The 20,406-nt window shown below is 60.7% G+C and carries 17 protein-coding genes; 14 read left to right on the top strand and 3 right to left on the bottom strand.

Annotated features, from left to right (window positions below):
* The first annotated feature begins 158 nt into the window (after nucleotides 1-158).
* From H3028_RS16780 to H3028_RS16725, 12 genes are all read left to right on the top strand, one after another.
* On the top strand, nucleotides 159-482 hold the full coding sequence (locus tag H3028_RS16780) for a Rieske (2Fe-2S) protein (protein ID WP_181298367.1): 324 nt from the start codon (nucleotides 159-161) through the stop codon (nucleotides 480-482).
* Nucleotides 483-553: 71 nt separating this feature from the next.
* On the top strand, nucleotides 554-2,338 hold the full coding sequence (locus tag H3028_RS16775; protein WP_181298366.1) for a protein-disulfide reductase DsbD: 1,785 nt from the start codon (nucleotides 554-556) through the stop codon (nucleotides 2,336-2,338).
* Between the two features lie 153 nt (nucleotides 2,339-2,491).
* On the top strand, nucleotides 2,492-2,935 hold the full coding sequence (gene aroQ / locus H3028_RS16770) for a type II 3-dehydroquinate dehydratase (protein WP_181298365.1): 444 nt from the start codon (nucleotides 2,492-2,494) through the stop codon (nucleotides 2,933-2,935).
* 79 nt (nucleotides 2,936-3,014) lie between these two features.
* The gene (gene accB, locus H3028_RS16765; protein WP_181298364.1) at nucleotides 3,015-3,473 is read left to right on the top strand and encodes an acetyl-CoA carboxylase biotin carboxyl carrier protein; all 459 of its coding nucleotides are present in this window, start codon (nucleotides 3,015-3,017) and stop codon (nucleotides 3,471-3,473) included.
* 17 nt (nucleotides 3,474-3,490) lie between these two features.
* A complete protein-coding gene (gene accC, locus H3028_RS16760; protein ID WP_181298363.1) occupies nucleotides 3,491-4,840 on the top strand; it encodes an acetyl-CoA carboxylase biotin carboxylase subunit in 1,350 nt (449 codons plus the stop codon).
* Nucleotides 4,841-4,986: 146 nt separating this feature from the next.
* Nucleotides 4,987-5,868, top strand: a complete 882-nt coding sequence (gene prmA / locus H3028_RS16755; RefSeq protein WP_181298362.1) for a 50S ribosomal protein L11 methyltransferase — start codon at nucleotides 4,987-4,989, stop codon at nucleotides 5,866-5,868.
* Between the two features lie 117 nt (nucleotides 5,869-5,985).
* Nucleotides 5,986-7,278 carry a DUF3426 domain-containing protein gene (locus tag H3028_RS16750; RefSeq protein WP_181298361.1) on the top strand — a complete coding sequence of 431 codons (1,293 nt, stop codon included), beginning with the start codon at nucleotides 5,986-5,988 and terminating at the stop codon, nucleotides 7,276-7,278.
* A gap of 209 nt (nucleotides 7,279-7,487) precedes the next feature.
* On the top strand, nucleotides 7,488-8,501 hold the full coding sequence (gene dusB / locus H3028_RS16745; RefSeq protein ID WP_181298360.1) for a tRNA dihydrouridine synthase DusB: 1,014 nt from the start codon (nucleotides 7,488-7,490) through the stop codon (nucleotides 8,499-8,501).
* On the top strand, nucleotides 8,498-8,818 hold the full coding sequence (gene fis / locus H3028_RS16740; protein WP_168425253.1) for a DNA-binding transcriptional regulator Fis: 321 nt from the start codon (nucleotides 8,498-8,500) through the stop codon (nucleotides 8,816-8,818). Before dusB ends, fis begins: the two co-directional genes overlap by 4 nt.
* Before the next feature lie 85 nt (nucleotides 8,819-8,903).
* On the top strand, nucleotides 8,904-10,508 hold the full coding sequence (gene purH, locus H3028_RS16735; protein WP_181298359.1) for a bifunctional phosphoribosylaminoimidazolecarboxamide formyltransferase/IMP cyclohydrolase: 1,605 nt from the start codon (nucleotides 8,904-8,906) through the stop codon (nucleotides 10,506-10,508).
* 88 nt (nucleotides 10,509-10,596) lie between these two features.
* Nucleotides 10,597-11,901, top strand: coding sequence for a phosphoribosylamine--glycine ligase (purD, locus tag H3028_RS16730; RefSeq protein ID WP_181298358.1), 1,305 nt, complete (start codon nucleotides 10,597-10,599; stop codon nucleotides 11,899-11,901).
* Between the two features lie 73 nt (nucleotides 11,902-11,974).
* On the top strand, nucleotides 11,975-14,818 hold the full coding sequence (locus H3028_RS16725) for a hybrid sensor histidine kinase/response regulator (protein ID WP_219920217.1): 2,844 nt from the start codon (nucleotides 11,975-11,977) through the stop codon (nucleotides 14,816-14,818).
* Between the two features lie 21 nt (nucleotides 14,819-14,839).
* On the opposite strand, the gene H3028_RS16720 is transcribed toward H3028_RS16725, so the two are convergent.
* The gene (locus H3028_RS16720) at nucleotides 14,840-16,096 is read right to left on the bottom strand and encodes a cytochrome P450 (RefSeq protein ID WP_181298356.1); all 1,257 of its coding nucleotides are present in this window, start codon (nucleotides 16,094-16,096) and stop codon (nucleotides 14,840-14,842) included.
* 206 nt (nucleotides 16,097-16,302) lie between these two features.
* Here H3028_RS16720 and H3028_RS16715 point away from each other — a divergent pair, with 206 nt between their 5' ends.
* Together H3028_RS16715 and H3028_RS16710 are read left to right on the top strand one after the other, a co-directional pair.
* Complete coding sequence (locus H3028_RS16715; protein WP_181298355.1) at nucleotides 16,303-17,253, top strand: YbhN family protein; 951 nt, start codon at nucleotides 16,303-16,305, stop codon at nucleotides 17,251-17,253.
* Nucleotides 17,254-17,343: 90 nt separating this feature from the next.
* Nucleotides 17,344-18,096, top strand: coding sequence for a VC0807 family protein (locus H3028_RS16710; protein ID WP_181298354.1), 753 nt, complete (start codon nucleotides 17,344-17,346; stop codon nucleotides 18,094-18,096).
* Between the two features lie 14 nt (nucleotides 18,097-18,110).
* On the opposite strand, the gene H3028_RS16705 is transcribed toward H3028_RS16710, so the two are convergent.
* A complete protein-coding gene (locus tag H3028_RS16705; RefSeq protein WP_181298353.1) occupies nucleotides 18,111-19,010 on the bottom strand; it encodes an AEC family transporter in 900 nt (299 codons plus the stop codon).
* Nucleotides 19,011-19,136: 126 nt separating this feature from the next.
* Nucleotides 19,137-20,063 carry a dTDP-4-dehydrorhamnose reductase gene (gene rfbD / locus H3028_RS16700; protein WP_181298352.1) on the bottom strand — a complete coding sequence of 309 codons (927 nt, stop codon included), beginning with the start codon at nucleotides 20,061-20,063 and terminating at the stop codon, nucleotides 19,137-19,139.
* Nucleotides 20,064-20,406: the final 343 nt, after the last annotated feature.

The raw sequence follows: 20,406 nt of genomic DNA, 5'->3' as shown, positions 1-20,406 counted from the left end.
GGGCGCGCAGACAGCACAGGGCTCATCAGGAGTATCGCCAATCGGAGTTCGACGCGAAGGATAAAAGCCAGCTGGCGGGGCTGCCAGCATTAATCGGTCACGCCCTGCATCTATCCAGACAACCAGGTCATAGTCGCTGCGGTCAACGGAGGGGGAAAATGTTTCGATTGTGTGTGGCGAGTGATATCGCCGAAGGCCAGAGCAAGGGCCTGGAAATACAGGGCCAGCGCCTGCTCGTGATACGCAAGAACGGCGCCTTGCACGTCTACGAAAATCGCTGCCCGCACCGGGGAATACCCTTGGAGTGGCTGCCGGATCAGTTTCTCGACAGCAGCGGAAGTTTGATCCAATGCGCAACTCACGGGGCACTGTTTCTGATCGATACTGGTGAATGCGTGGCGGGTCCCTGTGCCGGTCAAGCCCTACGAGCACGGTCTGCCATCGAACGCGACGGCATTATCTGGTTGCAAAACGAGCAATAGTGCGACGTTGCGCCCGGGCGGTGATGCGCCACGTTGGGTATCATGGCGCGATTGCACCCTGTGAGATGACCATGCGCCGTTTGCTGAGTCTGCTGATCCTGCTGTTCGCCCTCCCCGCCGCTGCCGGCCTGTTCGATAGCCGTCCCAGCGCTACCCTGGGCGGGTTGAATAACAGTGCGGACTTCCTCCCCGTGCGCGAAGCCTTCCGTCTGAGCCTGATGGACACGACGCCTGAGCAGATCAAGCTGCGCTTCGTCGCAGCGGAAGGCTATTACCTTTACCGTCACCGCTTCCAGTTCAAGGCCAGCGATGCCGGCGTGGTTATCGGGGAGGCGAAGCTACCCGCAGGCGAGCAGAAGACCGACGATTATTTTGGCGAGGTCGAAGTCTACTACGGCGTGCTCGACGTCGAGCTGCCGGTGCGGAACCCCGACAGTCGCCCGTTCACGCTGCAGGTCACCTATCAGGGCTGCGCCGATAAAGGCCTTTGCTACCCACCGGAAACAGAGGCCTTCGACATCGGTGGCACACCGGCGCCCACCGCGTCTTCATCCGACACCTTTAACAGCGCGGCAGATGACAGCACCGCGCTGTCCTGGCGCTCGGTGGCATTGTTCTTCCTTGCCGGGCTGGGCCTGACGTTCACGCCTTGCGTACTGCCTATGCTGCCGATCCTCTCTGGCGTGGTCCTGCGTGGTCAGACCGGCGGAATGCGCAGCTTCCTGCTATCGCTCGCTTATGTGCTGCCGATGGCGGGTGGCTTCGCTCTATTGGGCGCGCTGATGGGCGTGTTCGGCGCCGAGTTGAATTTGCAGGCACGCCTGCAATCGCCTTGGGTACTGGTACCCTTCGCGCTGTTCTTCATCGCTTTCGCCCTGGCCATGTTCGGCCTGTTCGAATTGCGCCTGCCTCAGGCACTGAGCCGTCGCCTCGATGCCCTTGCGGGCAATGCCAAGGGCGGCTCCTTCATGGGTGCTGCACTGCTGGGCACCGTCTCCAGTCTATTGGTTTCCCCGTGCGTCACTGCCCCCCTCGCAGGTGCACTGCTTTATATCAGCGCCAGCGGCGATGCCCTAGGCGGTGGCCTGAAGCTATTTGCCCTCGGCCTCGGCATGGGAGCGCCACTGATTCTGTTCGCCACCGGAGGCGGTGCTTTGTTGCCCAAGAGCGGCCCGTGGATGGTTACTGTGCGCAACACGTTTGGCGTACTGCTACTGGCGGTTGCGGTGTGGATGCTCGAGCGAGTCCTGCCAGGCTCCCTAGCACTGGCACTGTGGGGTTTGCTGGCGGCCGGTGCTGCGCTGTTTCTCGGCACGCTTGAATTTACGCCTAAAACAGCACGGCAGAAACTCGCACAGCTGCTTGGCCTAACCCTGTTGGTTTACGCACTGGCAGCATGGGTCGGCGCCTTGCAAGGCGGCTCCGATCCGCTGCGGCCGCTGCCAAGTCCGGTTTCGTCTATCGGCGGGGGCATCAGCAACGAAGCCGAAGGCTGGCATACCGTCTCTACGCCTGCCGAACTCGATGCTCAGCTCGACGCGGCTCGCGCAGCCGGGCAACCCCTGATGCTCGACTGGTACGCCGACTGGTGTATCAGCTGCAAAGTGATCGAACGCGAAGTATTCGCCGACCCAACGATTGCCCCACGCCTGGCTGACTATCGCCTGATTCGCTTCGATATCACCGACAGCAACCCGGAGCAACGCGCCTTGCTCGATCGTTACAAGCTCTTCGGCCCTCCCGCGGTTCTGTTCTTTGGTCCCACAGGACAGGAGCTGGCCGAGGCACGCGTCGTTGGCGAGATTGATACCCGCCAGTTCGCCGAACGACTCAACCGCGCCGAGGCGTTCTTCTAACAAGAGCTCCCTGCGGCAATCTCCAGCCATAATGCAGGCATTTACGCCGATTGAGACATGACTGGACAGTCAGCCCTCGCTTCGTGCATAGTTTTTCCTTTCACCATCACGGCGCTCGTCGGCGTTGATCGGACAGAACAACAAGGAATACTCATGGCGACGTTTCTGGTCCTGCACGGTCCGAACCTGAATTTGCTCGGCACTCGCGAACCCGGTGTTTATGGCGCAGTCACGCTGGCGCAGATCAACCAGGAACTGGAGCAGCGGGCCCGTGATGCCGGCCATCACCTGCTGCATCTGCAGTCCAACGCTGAATATGAACTGATCGAGCGGATCCATGCCGCGCGCGGCGAAGGCGTGGACTTCATTCTGATCAACCCTGCAGCTTTCACGCATACCAGCGTCGCGTTACGTGACGCGCTGCTGGCGGTGAGCATCCCATTCATCGAAGTGCACCTGTCAAACGTGCACAAGCGTGAACCTTTCCGCCATCACTCCTATTTTTCGGATGTCGCGGTAGGGGTGATCTGCGGCCTTGGCGCCAGCGGCTACCGCCTGGCATTGGAGGCCGCCCTGGAACAACTCGCTGCTTCCTGACAGGACCGCGCGCGGCATGCGTCGGCCTCGAAGAAGCGAGCAGCAATGCCCTTTGAACTTACCTGGGAGTTACCGCTTCATGGATATTCGCAAAGTTAAGAAATTGATCGAGCTGCTGGAAGAGTCCGGTATCGACGAGCTGGAAATTCACGAGGGTGAAGAGTCCGTTCGCATCAGCCGTCACAGCAAGCAAGTGGCCATGCAGCAGCCTTATTACGCTCAGGCGCCAATGCCGGCTCCCGCAGCCGCTCCGGCCGCCGCCCCGGCAGCCGCCGACGCCGCCCCGGCCCAACCGAAGTTCAACGGCACAGTGGTTCGCTCACCGATGGTGGGTACCTTCTACCGCGCCTCTTCACCAGAGTCGGCCAACTTCGTTGAAGTGGGCCAGAGCGTTAAGAAGGGCGACATCCTCTGCATCGTTGAAGCCATGAAGATGATGAACCACATCGAGGCCGAAACCAGCGGCACCATCGAATCCATCCTGGTGGAGAATGGTCAGCCGGTCGAATACGACCAGCCGCTGTTCACCATCGTTTGAACCGCGGAGAACCAGCGATGTTGGAAAAAGTACTAATCGCCAACCGCGGTGAAATCGCCCTGCGGATTTTGCGAGCCTGCAAGGAGCTGGGGATCAAGACCGTCGCGGTGCATTCCACCGCTGACCGTGAATTGATGCATCTGGCCCTGGCCGACGAGTCCGTCTGCATCGGCCCGGCCCTTGCTACCAATTCCTATCTGCATATCCCGGCGATCATTGCCGCGGCGGAAGTGACCGGCGCGACGGCGATCCATCCGGGGTATGGCTTCCTGGCCGAGAATGCCGACTTCGCCGAGCAGGTGGAGAATTCCGGCTTTGCCTTCGTCGGGCCGAAAGCCGAAACCATTCGCCTGATGGGCGACAAGGTCTCGGCAAAGGACGCCATGATCAAAGCAGGCGTACCCGTGGTGCCCGGCTCCGAAGGCCCACTGCCGGAAGACGAGGCCGAAGCGCTGCGCATCGCCCGTGAAGTCGGCTATCCAGTAATCATCAAAGCAGCAGGTGGCGGCGGCGGTCGCGGCATGCGCGTGGTCCACCAAGAAGAAGACCTGATCAAGTCGGCGAAGCTGACCCGTACCGAAGCTGGCGCGGCGTTCGGCAACCCGATGGTCTACCTGGAGAAATTTCTCGGCAACCCACGCCACGTGGAAGTCCAGGTGCTCTCCGACGGCCAGGGCAATGCCATTCACTTGGGTGATCGGGACTGCTCGCTGCAGCGCCGTCACCAGAAAGTCCTGGAAGAAGCACCAGCTCCCTACATTGACGAGAAGGCACGCGAAGAAGTACTCAAGCGCTGCACCGACGCCTGCGTCGAGATTGGCTACCGCGGTGCCGGCACCTTCGAGTTCCTTTACGAAGACGGCCGCTTCTACTTCATCGAAATGAATACCCGCGTTCAGGTTGAGCATCCGGTAACCGAGATGGTTACGGGTGTCGATATCGTCAAGGAGATGCTGAGCATTGCCGCCGGCAACAAGCTCTCGATCAAACAGGAAGACGTGGTCATTCGCGGCCATTCGCTGGAATGCCGGATCAACGCGGAAGACCCCTCCAACTTCCTGCCCAGCCCAGGTAAGGTCAAGCACTTCCATGCCCCCGGCGGCAATGGCGTGCGGGTCGATTCGCATCTGTACAGCGGCTATTCGGTACCACCGAACTACGACTCGCTGATCGGCAAGCTGATCACCTACGGTGCCACTCGCGAAGAGGCCATGGTGCGCATGCGCAATGCCTTGGACGAAATCGTCGTCGACGGCATCAAGACCAATATCCCGCTGCACCGGGATCTGGTTCGCGATGAAGGGTTTTGTAAGGGCGGCGTGAACATCCATTACCTGGAAAAGAAACTGGGTATGGACAAGCACTGATCCAGTGTTGCGCTGACAAGGGCTGCCGATGGCGGCCCTTGTCGTTTCTGACGCATGCGAATGATGGAAGCCAGCGCTGCTGCACAGTAAGCTTGCTCTTTTTCTGACCGCCCGCTCAAGCGGCCGTCCATATCCGAGAGGCTTTCATGTCCTGGTTACAACTTCGTCTCGCTATCACTCCAGAACAGGCGGAAACCCTCGAAGACGCGCTGCTGGGCGTCGGTGCAGTATCGGTAACCTTCATGGACGCCGAAGACCAGCCGATCTTCGAGCCAGATCTCGGCACCACACCGCTGTGGTCGCACACCCACCTGCTGGCCCTGTTCGAAAGCGATACCGACGAGGCCAACCTGCTCGCCCATTTGCAGTTATTGATCGGTGGTGAACTACCCAACTATCAACTGGAGCGCATCGAAGACCAGGACTGGGAACGCAGCTGGATGGACAACTTCCATCCGATGCGTTTTGGCCGCCGGCTGTGGATCGTGCCCAGCTGGCACGCCGCCCCCGAACCGGATGCAGTGAACCTGCTGCTCGATCCCGGTCTCGCCTTTGGCACTGGCACCCACCCGACGACGGCACTGTGCCTGGAATGGCTGGATGCTCAGCGGCTGGACGGCCTGCAGGTGCTGGATTTTGGCTGCGGATCGGGCATTCTCGCAATCGCCGCCCTGCTCCTAGGGGCCGAGCGGGCGGTAGGTACCGACATCGACGTGCAAGCGCTGGAAGCATCGCGTGACAACGCCGGGCGCAACGGCATCGCCCCGGAGCGCTTCCCGCTCTACCTGCCGGAGCAGTTGCCGGCGGGTCAGTCTGACGTGGTCGTGGCCAACATTCTCGCCGGCCCGCTGGTGGCGCTGGCGCCGCGAATTATCGAGCGGGTCAAGCCGGGCGGCCAGCTGGCCCTGTCGGGGGTCCTGGCCGAGCAGGCGGAAGACGTCCGTGCCGCCTACGCGAGCCAGTTCGACCTTGACCCTACCGCGGAGAAGGACGGCTGGGTACGAATCACCGGTACCCGGCACCGCTGAACCCGGCCGAGTATCGAGCGGGATCGTCTAAGCAAATCCGCGATCCCACCGCTAACCGCCGCTGCCGCTCATCGGCAAGCATGCGCTAGACTACGGGCATTTCCGCCGGACCAATGCATGACCAGCTTCGTCACCCAGTGCCCACATTGCCGCACCAGTTTCCGTATCAGCCGCACCCAGCTCGCTGCTGCCCATGGCGTGGTGCGCTGCGGCGCCTGCATGGAGCTGTTCAATGCAGCCCGTCACCTGCACGGGGCCGATGCGAACGACGGCAGTACGGCGGATACAGCCGAAGCCAGCAACCCCCTCGCTACCGCCCCTACACAAGCCAGGACGCAACCGCAGACGACGCCTGCGGCTGAAGACAGCACGTTGTGGATCCACGATGATCTGGACTTGGACAACCTCGATCTGGACGAAGAACTGGCGAAGCTCGAGCGGCAGGAGTTGGAACTGTCGCGTGAGTTTCTCGAGCTCGAGCCGCAATCCAGGGAGAGCCTGCAGTCGCGCGCCGACGATCAGCCAACCGAGGCTGACGAGGTTTGGGCCGAACAGTTGCTCCGTGCGGAAAGCGACACGCCAGGTTCCGACCATCGCACACAAGCGGAGCCATCCTTCACGGCCGAATCACCCTCCGGCACGACGGAACTGCACTTCACCCCCGTCAGCGCCGAGCACCCGGCGCCGCCCAGCCCATTGACGAGCCCGCGCGGCCCGCTAGCGAAGCGTCTTGACTCAGAGGATCGCGTCGAGCCTGTATTTGATAGCGTTATCGAGCCCGATGACGAGCCGCCACACACCAACCTGCCGGATAGCTCCGACGACGAGGACCAGCGCACCGTAGATCGCTCGAGTCGCAGGGATGAAGACCCTCTGTTCGAGCTCGATGACGAGCCATTGCAGCTCGATTGGCAAGCACGCCGCCGGCCCTGGGGCCGCTGGTTAGGCTGGGGTCTTTTGAACCTGATCGCCCTGCTTGCTCTGGCGGCCCAGTACGTGGCGTACAACTTCGACGAGGTGGCGCGGCAGGACGAATACCGGCCATGGCTCGAGAAAATCTGCCCTGCGCTGGGCTGCGAATTGCCACCCCGCGTGGATATCAGTCAGATCAAGAGCAGTAATCTGGTGGTGCGCAGCCATCCGGATTTCGCTGGAGCGCTGGTGGTCGATGCGATCATCTACAACCGCGCCTCCTTCCCTCAGCCGTTCCCGCTGTTGGAAATCCGCTTCGACGATATCAACGGGCAGACCCAGGCGCGCCGTATTTTCAAGCCCGGCGAGTATCTTTCCGGGGAGCTCGCCGGCCAGCGGCAAATGCCATCGCAGATCCCGATCCACATCGCGCTGGACATCCTTGACCCAGGCGCCAAGGCAGTCAACTACAGCCTGAGCTTCCGCTCACCCGAATAGACGTTCGCTCGGGTTGCGGCGTCCTAGAGCGCTGCGATCAGGTGCCGCCTGTCGCATCGACATGCCAATCCCGCTGTCGGTTATAAGCTTGAGGCTGTTCAGATTTTGTTCAGAACAACCTTTAACCCGTCATCCGGAGCGGGTATTATGCACACCCTTTTTTGCTGTCCCGATCGACCTAACAAGCAGGCTCCAAGCAGGGAATCTTCATGTCAGCGGTACGCATCGGTCCTTATATCCTTCCGAACCGATTGATCCTCGCGCCCATGGCTGGCGTGACCGATCAGCCGTTCCGTCAGTTATGCCGGCGTCTCGGTGCCGGCTTGGTGGTATCGGAAATGGTGACCAGCGATGTACGCCTATGGAACAGTCGCAAGTCGCGTCTGCGCCTGTTGCATGAAGGAGATCCGGAGCCCCGTTCCGTGCAGATCGCCGGGGGCGATTCACGGATGCTTGCCGAGGCCGCCATTCGCAACGTCGAGCTTGGCGCGCAAATCATCGATATCAATATGGGCTGCCCCGCGAAGAAGGTTTGCAATAAGGCCGCAGGCTCGGCATTGATGAAAGACGAACGACTCATCTCGGAAATACTCGAGGCCGTGGTCGGTGCGGTTGACGTTCCGGTGACCTTGAAGATCCGCACCGGCTGGGACAGGCAGAACAAGAACGGACTTACGGTGGCGAAGATCGCCGAACAATCCGGAATCGCAGCGCTGGCCGTGCATGGTCGTACACGTGCCGACCTTTACACGGGCGAGGCCGAGTACGACACCATTGCGGCGATCAAGCAGGCGGTGTCGATTCCGGTATTTGCCAATGGAGACATCGATACGCCGCTGAAGGCAAGCCAGGTACTGAAGGCAACAGGAGCCGACGCACTGTTGATTGGTCGGGCAGCCCAGGGGAGACCCTGGATTTTTCGCGAGATCAATCACTACCTCGCAACCGGTGAGCTGCTGGCCCCGCCGGACCTGACCGAGGTCGAAAGCATCTTGTTGGATCACCTGCGGGCCCTCCATGCTTTTTACGGCGATGTGATGGGCGTGCGAATCGCGCGCAAGCATGTCAGTTGGTATCTCGCAACACTGCCCGGCGCGCGCGAGTACCGCGCCCGGTTCAATGGTTTGGAAGACAGGGACGCGCAATGCGCCAGTGTTCGGGCCTTTCTGGCCGAACGCCGAACAGGCCCTGATTCAGGGGATGGAAAAGGGGTGGCTGCATGACGCTGTTGAACGAAACACTGGTAACTGGAATAACATCCGTGAGCGACAACGTGAACCTCAAGCAACACCTCAACACACCGAGCGAAGCAGGCCAGACCCTGCGCGGCAGTGTAGAAAAGGCGTTGCACAACTATTTCGCCCATCTCGAAGGCGCTGACGTCACGGACGTTTACAACCTGGTGCTTTCCGAAGTGGAAGCGCCGCTGCTGGAAACCGTGATGAATTACGTCAAGGGTAACCAGACCAAAGCCTCAGAGCTGCTGGGTCTGAATCGCGGCACCCTGCGCAAGAAACTCAAGCAGTACGATCTTCTCTGACACAGCGGCGCGCTCCGAGGGAACGGTAGCAAGCCGTTTCGCCTGGGGCCTCCCGCTTGCAGCCTGTAGCTCCTAGGAAATGTCTATGACCGACCAAAGCACCCGCCTCCCCGTCCGCCGCGCGCTGATCAGCGTGTCCGACAAGACCGGCGTCGTTGAATTTGCCCGCGAGCTCGCCGCTCTCGGCGTCGAGATCCTGTCCACCGGCGGTACCTTCAAGCTGCTGCGTGAAAATGACATCGCCGCAGTCGAAGTCGCCGATTACACCGGCTTTCCGGAAATGATGGACGGCCGGGTGAAAACTCTGCACCCGAAGATTCACGGTGGCATCCTCGGCCGCCGCGATCTGGATGGTGCGGTCATGACAGAGCACGGCATCAACCCGATCGATTTGGTCGCGGTCAACCTTTATCCCTTCGCTGCCACCGTCGCCAAGCCAGGCTGCTCTCTGCCGGACGCTATCGAGAACATCGACATTGGCGGCCCGACCATGGTCCGCAGCGCCGCGAAGAACCACAAGGACGTCGCCATCGTGGTCAACGCCGATGATTACGCCAGCGTCATCGAGAACCTGCAGAGCGGCGGCCTGACCTATGCCCAGCGCTTCGACCTGGCGCTCAAGGCGTTCGAGCACACCGCGTCCTACGACGGCATGATCGCCAACTACCTGGGCACCGTCGACCAGCGCGCCGAAACCCTTTCCACTGAAGGCCGCAGCCTGCTCCCGCGCACCTTCACCACTCAGTTCGTGAAGGCGCAGGACATGCGCTACGGTGAGAACCCGCATCAGATCGCGGCGTTTTACGTCGAAACTGCCGACGAAGCTTGCATCGCCACTGCCCGCCAGTTACAGGGCAAGGAACTGTCCTTCAACAATGTCTCCGATACCGACGCCGCACTGGAGTGTGTGAAGAGCTTCGTCAAGCCGGCCTGCGTCATCGTCAAGCACGCCAATCCTTGTGGCGTCGCGGTGGTACCGGAAGACGAAGGCGGCATCCGTCAGGCCTACGAGCTGGCCTACGCCACCGACAGCGAATCGGCATTCGGCGGCATCATCGCCTTCAACCGTGAGCTGGACGGCGAAACCGCAAAGGCCATTGTCGAGCGGCAATTCGTCGAGGTAATCATCGCTCCGAGTATCTCCGCCGAGGCCCGCAATGTAATCGCCACCAAGGCCAATGTGCGCCTGCTCGAATGCGGCCAATGGCCAGCCGAGCGTGCGCCAGGTTGGGACTTCAAGCGTGTCAACGGAGGGCTGCTGGTACAGAGCCGCGACATCGGCATGATCCATGAAGCTGATCTCAAGGTAGTGACCCAGCGGGCACCAACAGAGCAGGAAATTTACGACCTAATCTTCGCCTGGAAGGTGGCCAAGTTCGTCAAGTCCAACGCCATCGTCTACGCCAAGAACCGCCAGACCGTCGGTGTCGGCGCGGGGCAGATGAGCCGGGTCAATTCCGCACGCATCGCCGCGATCAAGGCCGAACATGCCGGCCTGCCGGTTCCAGGCGCGGTGATGGCGAGCGACGCCTTCTTCCCCTTCCGAGACGGCATCGACAATGCAGCCAAGGCCGGCATCACTGCGGTGATCCAGCCCGGCGGCTCGATGCGCGATGCCGAAGTGATTGCCGCTGCTGACGAAGCTGGCATCGCCATGGTATTCACGGGCATGCGCCATTTCAGGCACTAAAGCTCGAAGCCTGAAGCTGGACGCCTGAAGCCCCCCCGCTTTCAGCTTTCAGCTTTCAGCTTCCAGCTCTCAGACGAGAGATTCGAGTATGAATGTTTTGATCATTGGCAGCGGTGGCCGTGAGCACGCCCTAGCCTGGAAGGTCGCGCAGGACCCACGCGTCAAAAAAGTCTTCGTCGCCCCCGGCAACGCTGGCACCGCCACCGAAGCGAAATGCGAAAACATCGCCATTGACGTGCTAGCCATCGAGCAGCTGGCCGACTTCGCCGAACAACATGTGCAGCTGACCATCGTCGGCCCCGAGGCCCCGCTGGTCAAAGGAGTGGTCGATCTGTTCCGCGCACGCGGTCTAGATTGCTTCGGCCCCACCGCCGCCGCCGCGCAGCTGGAAGGCTCCAAGGCCTTCACCAAGGACTTCCTGGCCCGCCACCAGATCCCCACAGCCGGCTACCAGAACTTCACCGAGGTGGAGCCTGCGCTGGCCTATCTGCGTGCCCATGCCTTGAAAAGCGGTGGCGCGCCCATCGTAATCAAGGCCGACGGCCTGGCGGCCGGCAAGGGCGTGATCGTCGCCATGACGCTGGCGGAGGCAGAGGAGGCCGTGCGCGACATGCTCTCGGGTAATGCGTTTGGCGATGCGGGCGCCCGGGTGGTGATCGAGGAGTTCCTCGAGGGTGAAGAAGCCAGCTTTATTGTCATGGTGGATGGCGCCAACGTGTTGCCGATGGCCACGAGCCAGGATCACAAGCGTGTTGGCGATGGCGATACGGGCCCGAACACTGGCGGCATGGGCGCCTATTCGCCAGCGCCAGTGGTCACTGCAGAGATCCATCAGCGCGTCATGGACGAAGTGATATGGCCGACCGTCAAGGGTATGGCTGCAGAAGGCAACGTCTATACCGGCTTCCTCTATGCCGGCCTGATGATCGACCGGAACGGGGCGCCCAAGGTAATCGAGTTCAACTGCCGCTTCGGTGATCCCGAAACCCAGCCGATCATGCTGCGCTTGCAGTCCAGCCTGGTCCTGCTAGTTGAGGCCGCGCTGGCCAAGGCGCTGAACAAGATCGAGGCGCAATGGGATCCGCGGCCGAGCCTTGGCGTCGTGCTGGCCGCTGGCGGCTACCCCGGCGATTACGCCAAGGGCGCCGCGATTCGGGGCCTGGACGCAGCCGCCAAGCTGGACGGCAAGGTCTTCCATGCCGGCACAGCGCTGCAGGATGGGACGATCGCCACAGCCGGCGGTCGCGTGCTTTGCGCGACGGCCATGGGCGAAACGGTGTCAGCTGCCCAGCAGAACGCCTATGCGCTGGCCGCTCGCATCGAGTGGGACGGACACTTCTACCGCCACGACATCGGCTACCGCGCCATCGCACGCGAACAAGGCGAAGGCTGATCGAGAAGATCACTGTAATGTGTGCAACGGTAGAGCTTATCTGCCGTTGCATGCGTTACAGGGCTTCATTGCGATGGCTATAATCCGCCGTCACATAGATGAAGGGACTTCAATCGTGCGTCGAGTCTGGGTCGCCATTGCTTTTGCCTTCACTCTATTGCTGGCTGCGCTCAATGCGTTGCCGGCTTTCGCCATGGCGACCGAGCCGGTCTCCCCTCCGGCAGCCACTGATACGACACAGGCAACAGAGCCGAACTGGCGGTTGCTCGTCGATCAATCAGGCTTGCTCACGCTCAAGGAAATTCTGGATCAGCGCAGTCTGTTCCAGCGAATCGATCAACGCGCCTACGCCGCCCCCGCGAGCGATAACGCCGTCTGGCTACAAGTGAGCCTGCCCGCCTTCACCCAGCCGAACTGGCTGTGGATCTTTGCCCCACGCGTGCAATATCTCGACTTTTATCTACTGCGGGACGGACAGATCGAGCGCCATATTGAAACCGGCGAGCTAAGGCCGTTGGAGTCCCGCCCACTGCCCGCACGTGCGTATCTGTTTTCTCTGCCTAACGATGGCGCGCCCCGCGAAGCGTACATCCGTTTGCAGTCATCGCACCCGATCATGGCTTGGTTCCACTCGGTGGATGAGGTTGGCCTCGTCGAGCTGGCCCGCCCGGCCTACCTGTTCGGGGCACTGTTCGGCGCTCTGGCGTTGCTGATGATCTACAACCTGCTGCGCTTCGCTTATACGCTCAGTTACAGCCATGTCTGGCTCGCCCTGATGCATGGCGCGCTGCTGACGTGCGCCATGGCGAACCTCGGTCTGCTGGCGATATGGTCACCCAGGTTGATCTATAGTCAACCACTGATCGCCGACATCGCCGCACTGTTTGCTTGCCTTTGCTTGCTCATCTTCACCTTTAGCTTTTTTCATTTCCGCAGGACAGCTTGGGTGACGGGCCTGCTCGCGCTACAGGCAGGCCTCCTCATCGCATTGGGGGCGACGATACTGATCACCGGTCAGCTCTGGTTCAGCTGGCTCATTTACGCGATGGTGCTGGCGACTGCCATCAACGTTACCGCGGTGGCTATCCACCATTGGCGTCAACGCTACGATCCAGCTCGGCTGTTGGTCGCCGGCATGCTGTTGTTCGATGGCGGCTTCATACTTGTTCTGCCGATCCTGCTGGGTTTCAACCAGTTCGCCCCCGACTGGCTGACCGGGGTTATGTTCAGCGTGGCCACATGTGCCGGGCTTATTCTCAGCTTCGCACTGCTCGAAAGGCAGCGGCAAATTCAGTCCGACAGCCGCAACCAGCATACGGCCGAAGCGGTGACCAGCGCCGAGTTGCGGACAAAGGCGGATTTTCTGGCGAAGATGAGCCACGAAATTCGCACCCCGATGAACGGGGTACTGGGTATGAGCGAGCTGTTGCTCAGCACCTCGCTGTCAGCCAAGCAACGCGACTACGTGCAGACGATTCACAGCTCCGGCAACGAGCTGCTCAACCTCATCAACGAGATCCTGGACATCTCCAAACTGGAATCCGGGCAGATCGAGCTGGACGATGTGCAATTCGACCTCAACGCATTGATCGAGGACTGCCTCGGCATCTTCCGCGCCAAGGCCGAGCAGCAGAAGGTCGAACTGATCAGCTTCATCCAGCCGCAAATGCCGCACGTTGTCGCAGGTGATCCGACCCGTCTGCGCCAAGCCTTGCTGAACCTGCTTGAAAACGCATTCAAACAGACAGAGGAAGGCGAGGTTCTGTTGATCGCGGCGGTGGACGATCTCGACGGTCAGCCTCGGCTGCGCATCACTGTACAGGACAGCGGACGGCCGCTGGAAACGCAGGAGCGCGACGCCCTGCTCAACTCCGCTCTGGATAGCCGTGACTTCCTCGCTGCAACCCGCCACGGCGGTCGCCTCGGCCTGATAATCGCCAGGCAGCTTGTTCACCTCATGGACGGCGAGTTCGGCATTCAAACCGGCGGAATTGCCGGCAATACGCTCTGGATAAGCCTGCCACTGAGCGCGGAGTTTTCGGAGCAACCAGGCAGCGATCTCGACAACCAGCTGAAAGGCGCACGCCTGCTCATCGTCGATGACAACGATACCTGCCGCAAGGTGCTCAGCCAGCAGTGCAGCAGCTGGGGATTGGACGTGAGTGCGGTAGCATCAGGCAAGGAGGCGCTGGCACTGCTGCGCACCAAGGCGCATCTGCATGAATACTTCGATGTAGTCTTGCTCGACCAGGACATGCCGGGCATGACGGGCATGCAACTTGCCAGCAGGATTAAGGAAGACTTCAGCCTAAACCACGATATCCTCCTGATCATGCTGACCGGCATGAGCAGCGCGCCAAGCAAGATCATCGCGCGCAATGCCGGGATCAAACGCATCCTGGCCAAACCCGTGGCAGGCTATACCCTGAAAACCACCCTGGCCGACGAGCTCGCTCGCCGCACCAGCGCGATTGCGCGGTCCACCATCACCCAAGCCAGCGCGCCGTTTTCGATGCCGGACGATTTCCGCATCCTGGTCGCAGAGGACAACAGCATTTCCACCAAGGTCATCAGAGGTATGTTGAGCAAACTCAACCTCAAGCCGGATACAGCCAGCAATGGTGAGGAGGCGCTCGCATCGATCAAGGCGCAATCTTACGACTTGGTGCTGATGGACTGTGAAATGCCGATCATGGATGGCTTCGAGGCCACAGCTCGGCTACGCGCCTGGGAGGCTGCCGAGGGTCGCCCGCGGACGCCAGTGGTCGCCTTGACGGCGCATATCCTAAGCGAGCATCGGGAACGCGCCCGCGAAGCCGGAATGGATGGCCACATGGCAAAGCCTGTTGAGATGTCCCAGCTGCGCGAGCTAATTGAGCACTGGGTAGGTGTCAGGGCTACCGCTGCGGATCGCTGACGCTGTTTCGCTGCCGCGCCGCTACGCCTCCTGCGGCACGGGCCGTATATCACTGATGACTAGCAAGCCTTCCGGTTGCGCTGGCATTCGGGACTCATCCATGTGCAGGTCCTGAGCGGGTACCGCATAGTTCATCCGCCTCGTCAGCATGCGCAGCGCACTCGTCAGTAACGCAATCGCCAAAGGCTCTCCTGGGCAGCGATGGCCTGTGGCCACACTGCCCCCACCTTGGGTGATGAAGTTGAACGCACCGCCATCCCAAGTGGCGAAGCGCTCGGGGCGAAAGACCTCGGGCTCCGCCCAGAGTCGCGCGTCTCGGTTGGTACCGTAGAGATCCAGCAACACCCGGGTGCCTTTGGGAAAATGATAGCCCTTCCATTCGAAATCCTTTCGAACGCGCGCCGCGGTGAAGGGGAAGAAGGCATGGAGGCGACGAACTTCCTGGGCAAAGGGTTCCAGCGCGTCATTATCCTCCTGCAGACGCTGCCGCCATTGTGGGTGCGCCAGCAATTCCATCGCGGCATAGACGATGAAACGTGCCACCGCGACGGTCGGGCGCAGCAGGTTGAGCATTTCCACAGAAGCGATCCGCTCCTCCAGAACGGCCCCATCGGTATCGCGATACCGAGCGACCACCGCCAGCGCCCGGTCGTCGCCAATCTCCATGGTTCCGTCACGCACTCGATTGATCAAGTCGACTATCCAGCGTTCCGCCTCTTTACGCGCCTTACGGGCACGCCAGTGACGGGCTCCAACGCCACCCGCACCATCAATCATGGCCGCCAGCTGATCGCGACGCTTTGTCAGTTCATGCTCCACGAGCGGCACGCCGGCCCACTCGCATACAGAGCGAGTAAGGATCGCCTGCACCTCGGGCATAAGGACCACACGATCGCTAAGCTGCCACGCCTCCATGGCCGCCAGCCAATTGGCCTCGCTCAACCGCACCAACTCTGCGATCGCATCATTCGTCAGCAACGATGAGAACAGTTGCTTGCGATACCGATGCGCCTCGCCATCCAATCCCTGCACGCCACCCTGGCCGAACAACGTCTTTTGCAGCATACGCGGGGCCGCGTGCTGGCGTTGAAACAGCTGCTCGTCGTAGAACAATTTGGCAGCATCTTCCCCGCTCATGCAGATGGTGTTCTGCATCAACAGACGGACCTGAAAGAGATCCGATCCGAGCCGCCGACACCGGCTGGGAATGAACGAGTAGCCTTCGCTGAGTAGCGAAAGCGAGCTTTCCGCCTGTGAGTCTCGCGGGATGTCCGGCATAAGCACGCCTCCATAAACAGACTGGTTCACCGGTAGACCTCGCAGCGCTGCATGGGTGCCGGCGCCTCGCCCGCGCCTGCTTCGAAATGAACAAAACGCGCGGTTCGCTGCCGATAAAAGACCGGCCGAATTATTCCGCGACGCATGCACCATCATTGTCCGAACCTTCGCTTCGAGGCATAAGCCGTCGCCAAGGAGCCAACGTAATGATGAAGAGGAGCGATGTCGCCTGGACCCTTGTCGGCATCACGGCGGTACTGCTTTCCGGCTATCTGCTTTATCAGGAAATTCGCAATCTTTCGCTGGCCGAACTCACCGACAGCCTCGAAGCGATCAGCAATGGCGACTGGTTGCTGGCAGGCCTGGCGACCGTCGGTGCCTACAGCGCGCTGGCCTGGTACGACCGAATCGCCATAGCCCATCTGGGCAAGAACATTTCATGGTGGTTCATTACGCTCTGCTCGTTCACCACGTATGCCTTGGCCCATAACGTAGGTGCGTCGGTGTTTTCCGGCGCGGTCGTGCGCTACCGCGCCTACCGCAGCAAGGGCCTTACCCCACACGAGATCGGCGTGCTGATCGTGTTCTGCTCATTGACGTTTTTTCTCGGGACCCTACTGGCGGGCGGCGCCGTGCTAGTTCTTCGACCCGACCTGCTGAACAGGCTCATCGACGCCGAGCCATGGTTGTCGATCGCAGTTGGCTCCTCTCTGCTATGTCTGGTCGGCCTTTACGTAATTGGCGCCTGGCGACATTTCGCACCGATGCACGTCGGCAAATGGCGCATCGACTATCCACGCCTGCCAATTGTCGGAAGACAGCTAATCGCCGCACCGCTGGAGCTCGCCTGTGCCGCCGCGATCATCTACTTTGCCCTCCCCGAGGCGCAGAACCCCGGCTATCTGGTGGTGCTTGGGGTGTTCCTCGCATCATTTTCCCTGGCCTTGCTGTCCCATGCGCCGGGTGGCCTCGGAGTGCTCGAAGTGACCTTTATTGCGGCTTTGCCTGAGCTGGCGACTGCCGACGTCCTGGCAGCCCTGATCGTATTCAGGGGCTTCTACCTGCTGCTGCCATTCGCCCTCGCAATTCTCGTGGTGTCGGTCTTCGAAGCTGCGCAATGGTCAGAAAGGCGACGCAAAGGTGGTACCGGTCAGTAACCTGTTGTGACGGAACACCACCATTGCACTATGGCTAAGGACGCGCTCTCGGGTGATCATGCGCGCTCTTCCGAGACGAACACGAATCACATGACCAATACCCGCACCAACCCACCCGGCGCCGGCCAGCCGGCCGACCACAAGCCTCGGCCCTTGATGGACCTGGCCATCAGCATCGTGATTCCTTCGGTGATCCTGATGAAGCTCAGTGGCGAAGACCGCCTCGGCGCAGACGGCGCGCTATTGCTGGCACTGGCATTCCCGCTCGGCTGGGGATTGTTCGAGTTGGCGAAGTACCGCAAATTCAACTGGATCGCGCTGCTGGGGCTGATCAGCGTGCTGCTTACCGGTGGCATCGGCTTGCTGCAGCTCGATCCGCAGTGGCTGGCAATCAAGGAAGCCGCCATTCCAGGCATTATCGGCATCGCCGTGCTGGCCTCTACCCGCACTCGCTTTCCGCTCATCCGCACGCTGCTGTACAACCCCAAGGTACTCAACGTCGAGAAGGTTCACGAGCAACTCGAACGCAACGGGCAGACCGCTCACTTCGAGACACGGCTGCTGCGCGCCACTTACTTTCTCAGCGGCACCTTCTTCTTTTCGTCGTTCATGAATTATGTGCTGGCCAAATGGATCGTCAACAGCCCGGCCGGTAGTGAGGCATTCAACGCTGAGCTCGGCCGCATGACCTTGCTCAGCTATCCGATGATTGCGATTCCGAGCATGGTGATGATGATGGCGATTTTCTATTATCTCTGGCGCACCATTCACGGCCTGACCGGACTGCGCCTCGAGGACATCATCGCCCCCCACGCGCACGGTGATCGACGCGGCAGGTCCTGAAGCCGCCTGCGGACTCACGTAGACGTCAACAGCATCCACAGCGGCAGGCTGATCGCCGCGAGCAGGGTCGAGAGGAACACGGTCGAACTGACCACGCGGGTATCTTCCTGATTAATCACGAATGCCAGCACGTTGACGCCACTCGGGCAAGCCGCCAGTAGCACCAGCACGCTGCGGGCCTCGTGACTGAGTCCGGGCAGCAACCCCCCGACGCACCACACCAGCAGCGGGAACAAGCCCAACTTGACCAATGCCAGCCCCAGCACCGTAGTGCTCGGGCGCAGGCGATAGCGCGACAGGCTGATGCCCAGCACGATAAGCGCGCAAGGCAAGGCGGCCTGAGCCAACCAGTCTGCCATGCGCCACACCGGTTGCGGCAGACCCAACCCAGACACGTTCAGCAAGGCGCCGAGTAACAAACCCACGATGAGCGGGTTAGCAAGGTTTTTCAGCAGCGCAGTGCCACTGACCTTTTGCGCTGAACCGAACGCACCGTAGAAGCTCTGCAGCGAAAACAGAATCAGGCTGTGGAAAACCAGGATGGCGAACACATAGACCAGGCTCTCCGGCCCAAGCAGGGTTGTGACCAAGGGGATCCCGACCAGCACGTTATTGGAATAGGCCGCCGTCAGTCCGAGGGGCGAAGCCCGTCCAAGCAAACGGTGGGCAACCAGGCCCACCAGAACGAAAATGGCGAGCACCGGCCCAAAATAAGCCAGCAACAGCATCGGCGACATGCCTTCGCTTAGCTGCGCGCGCGCAATGCCAGTAAACAATACCGCCGGCATGAACAATTTGAAGGTGATATTGGCGAGCCCGGCCGCCGCTTCACCCGCGAGCCAGTGTCGCCAACCCAGCAGATAGCCGAGCATGATCAAGCCAAAGATAGGCAGAATTGCCTGAAACACGACCAAGCGGCTTCTCCAGCAACCGGAGCGACCAGATGTCGCCCCGCAAAAGCCGCAAAGAATACCCCGAGTCGCGAGCCAGATCACCCAACCGGATGCAGACCATGTTCAGCGAGGGGCCGATCCGGATGATCAGGCCTGGGAGTGCTGCGCAGCAGCAACCGCGGCACCGGACTCCGCCTCGATCAGCGCATCGAGCACAACGGACAGATCATCATGCCAGTCGTGCGTATCGATGCCGAAGGTTGCTTCGAACTTCGTGCAATCGAGCACCGACCAGGCCGGCCGGCGCGCCGGTGTAGGGTATTGGGCGGTGGTGATCGAGGACACCTTCGGTTTTGTTGGAAGAATGCCCTTGACCTCCGCCTGACGAAATATCTCTGCGGCGAAATCGAACCAGGTGCAGGGCGACTTTCCGCTGTAGTGGTAAAGCCCCCAGGCAAGCGTACCGTTCTGAACATAACGCTGAGCCAGCTGCAGCAATACGTCTGCAATGCTACCGGCCTGGGTTGGGCAGCCAAACTGATCGGCGACGACCGACAGCGAATCGCGTTGACGTCCAAGACGTAGCATCGTCTTAACGAAGTTATGTCCGTGCACGCCATATACCCAACTGGTCCGCAGGATCACATGCTCGTCCAGCACCGCTTGGATAGCTGATTCACCGGCCAGCTTGCTCGCGCCGTAAACCCCCGTTGGGGCGATATCGTCTTCCTCACGGTACGGCAGCCGGGCTTCGCCGGAAAACACATAATCGGTAGAGATGTGCAGCAACGGAATGGACGCTTGCCGAGCGGCCTCGGCCAGCCTGGCGGCGCCATCGCGGTTAGTCGCGTAAGCCTGCTCGCTGTGCGTCTCGGCGTTGTCGACATGCGTGTAGGCGGCTGCATTGATAATCATGCCCGGCTTGAGCTGGCTGATGAGACCTGCGATTTGGCCAGCATCGGTAATGTCCAGTTGCTCCCGAGTCATGCCAAGCGCCTCGAGACCATACGCACCAGCACGGTCTACCAACTCGTGGCCGACCTGGCCACCGGCTCCGCATACAAGGATTCGCATCTGGTTATCGCCTCATTCAAAGCTCACCGGTAGCGGCAAGCATAGATTTTTGAAACAGATTCGAAACACGAACATCACGCTGTAACTACCGAGATAGCGCGGCTCGTGCCTCTTTCAGGCCAGCATAAACGAATTTCGTTCCGCTGAAGTGAAGCTGGCCAAGGTTTGTTGTTGCTGTACCCGGCCCACCTACATGCATTTTCAACTGCCATGTCGCGGCACGGCCAAACCGGACGACCGATGCGGTAGGCGGAACCTGCAATGCTAACACGCGTGAAACTCAAGGCCTGGCACGAGGACCAAACAGAACACAGGCATCGTGGCACAAGCCACTTTAGGGCAA

The sequence above is a fragment of the Pseudomonas sp. Q2-TVG4-2 genome (assembly GCF_013620795.1).
GTDB lineage: Bacteria > Pseudomonadota > Gammaproteobacteria > Pseudomonadales > Pseudomonadaceae > Stutzerimonas.
Note: the sequence above shows the minus strand (reverse complement) of the source record. Positions and strands in the feature narration are given on the sequence as shown.

Excerpts from the sequence above, each read along its gene's own strand:
- aroQ (WP_181298365.1), top strand. The coding sequence starts at position 2,492 with ATGGCGACGTTTCTGGTCCTGCACGGTCCGAACCTGAATTTGCTCGGC.
- H3028_RS16775 (WP_181298366.1), top strand. The coding sequence starts at position 554 with ATGCGCCGTTTGCTGAGTCTGCTGATCCTGCTGTTCGCCCTCCCCGCC.
- H3028_RS16720 (WP_181298356.1), bottom strand. The coding sequence starts at position 16,096 with ATGCCGGACATCCCGCGAGACTCACAGGCGGAAAGCTCGCTTTCGCTA.
- H3028_RS16780 (WP_181298367.1), top strand. The coding sequence starts at position 159 with ATGTTTCGATTGTGTGTGGCGAGTGATATCGCCGAAGGCCAGAGCAAG.
- purD (WP_181298358.1), top strand. The coding sequence starts at position 10,597 with ATGAATGTTTTGATCATTGGCAGCGGTGGCCGTGAGCACGCCCTAGCC.
- fis (WP_168425253.1), top strand. The coding sequence starts at position 8,498 with ATGACGCTGTTGAACGAAACACTGGTAACTGGAATAACATCCGTGAGC.
- purH (WP_181298359.1), top strand. The coding sequence starts at position 8,904 with ATGACCGACCAAAGCACCCGCCTCCCCGTCCGCCGCGCGCTGATCAGC.
- H3028_RS16750 (WP_181298361.1), top strand. The coding sequence starts at position 5,986 with ATGACCAGCTTCGTCACCCAGTGCCCACATTGCCGCACCAGTTTCCGT.
- H3028_RS16710 (WP_181298354.1), top strand. The coding sequence starts at position 17,344 with ATGACCAATACCCGCACCAACCCACCCGGCGCCGGCCAGCCGGCCGAC.
- prmA (WP_181298362.1), top strand. The coding sequence starts at position 4,987 with ATGTCCTGGTTACAACTTCGTCTCGCTATCACTCCAGAACAGGCGGAA.
- accB (WP_181298364.1), top strand. The coding sequence starts at position 3,015 with ATGGATATTCGCAAAGTTAAGAAATTGATCGAGCTGCTGGAAGAGTCC.
- dusB (WP_181298360.1), top strand. The coding sequence starts at position 7,488 with ATGTCAGCGGTACGCATCGGTCCTTATATCCTTCCGAACCGATTGATC.
- accC (WP_181298363.1), top strand. The coding sequence starts at position 3,491 with ATGTTGGAAAAAGTACTAATCGCCAACCGCGGTGAAATCGCCCTGCGG.
- H3028_RS16725 (WP_219920217.1), top strand. The coding sequence starts at position 11,975 with ATGGCTATAATCCGCCGTCACATAGATGAAGGGACTTCAATCGTGCGT.
- H3028_RS16715 (WP_181298355.1), top strand. The coding sequence starts at position 16,303 with ATGATGAAGAGGAGCGATGTCGCCTGGACCCTTGTCGGCATCACGGCG.
- rfbD (WP_181298352.1), bottom strand. The coding sequence starts at position 20,063 with ATGCGAATCCTTGTATGCGGAGCCGGTGGCCAGGTCGGCCACGAGTTG.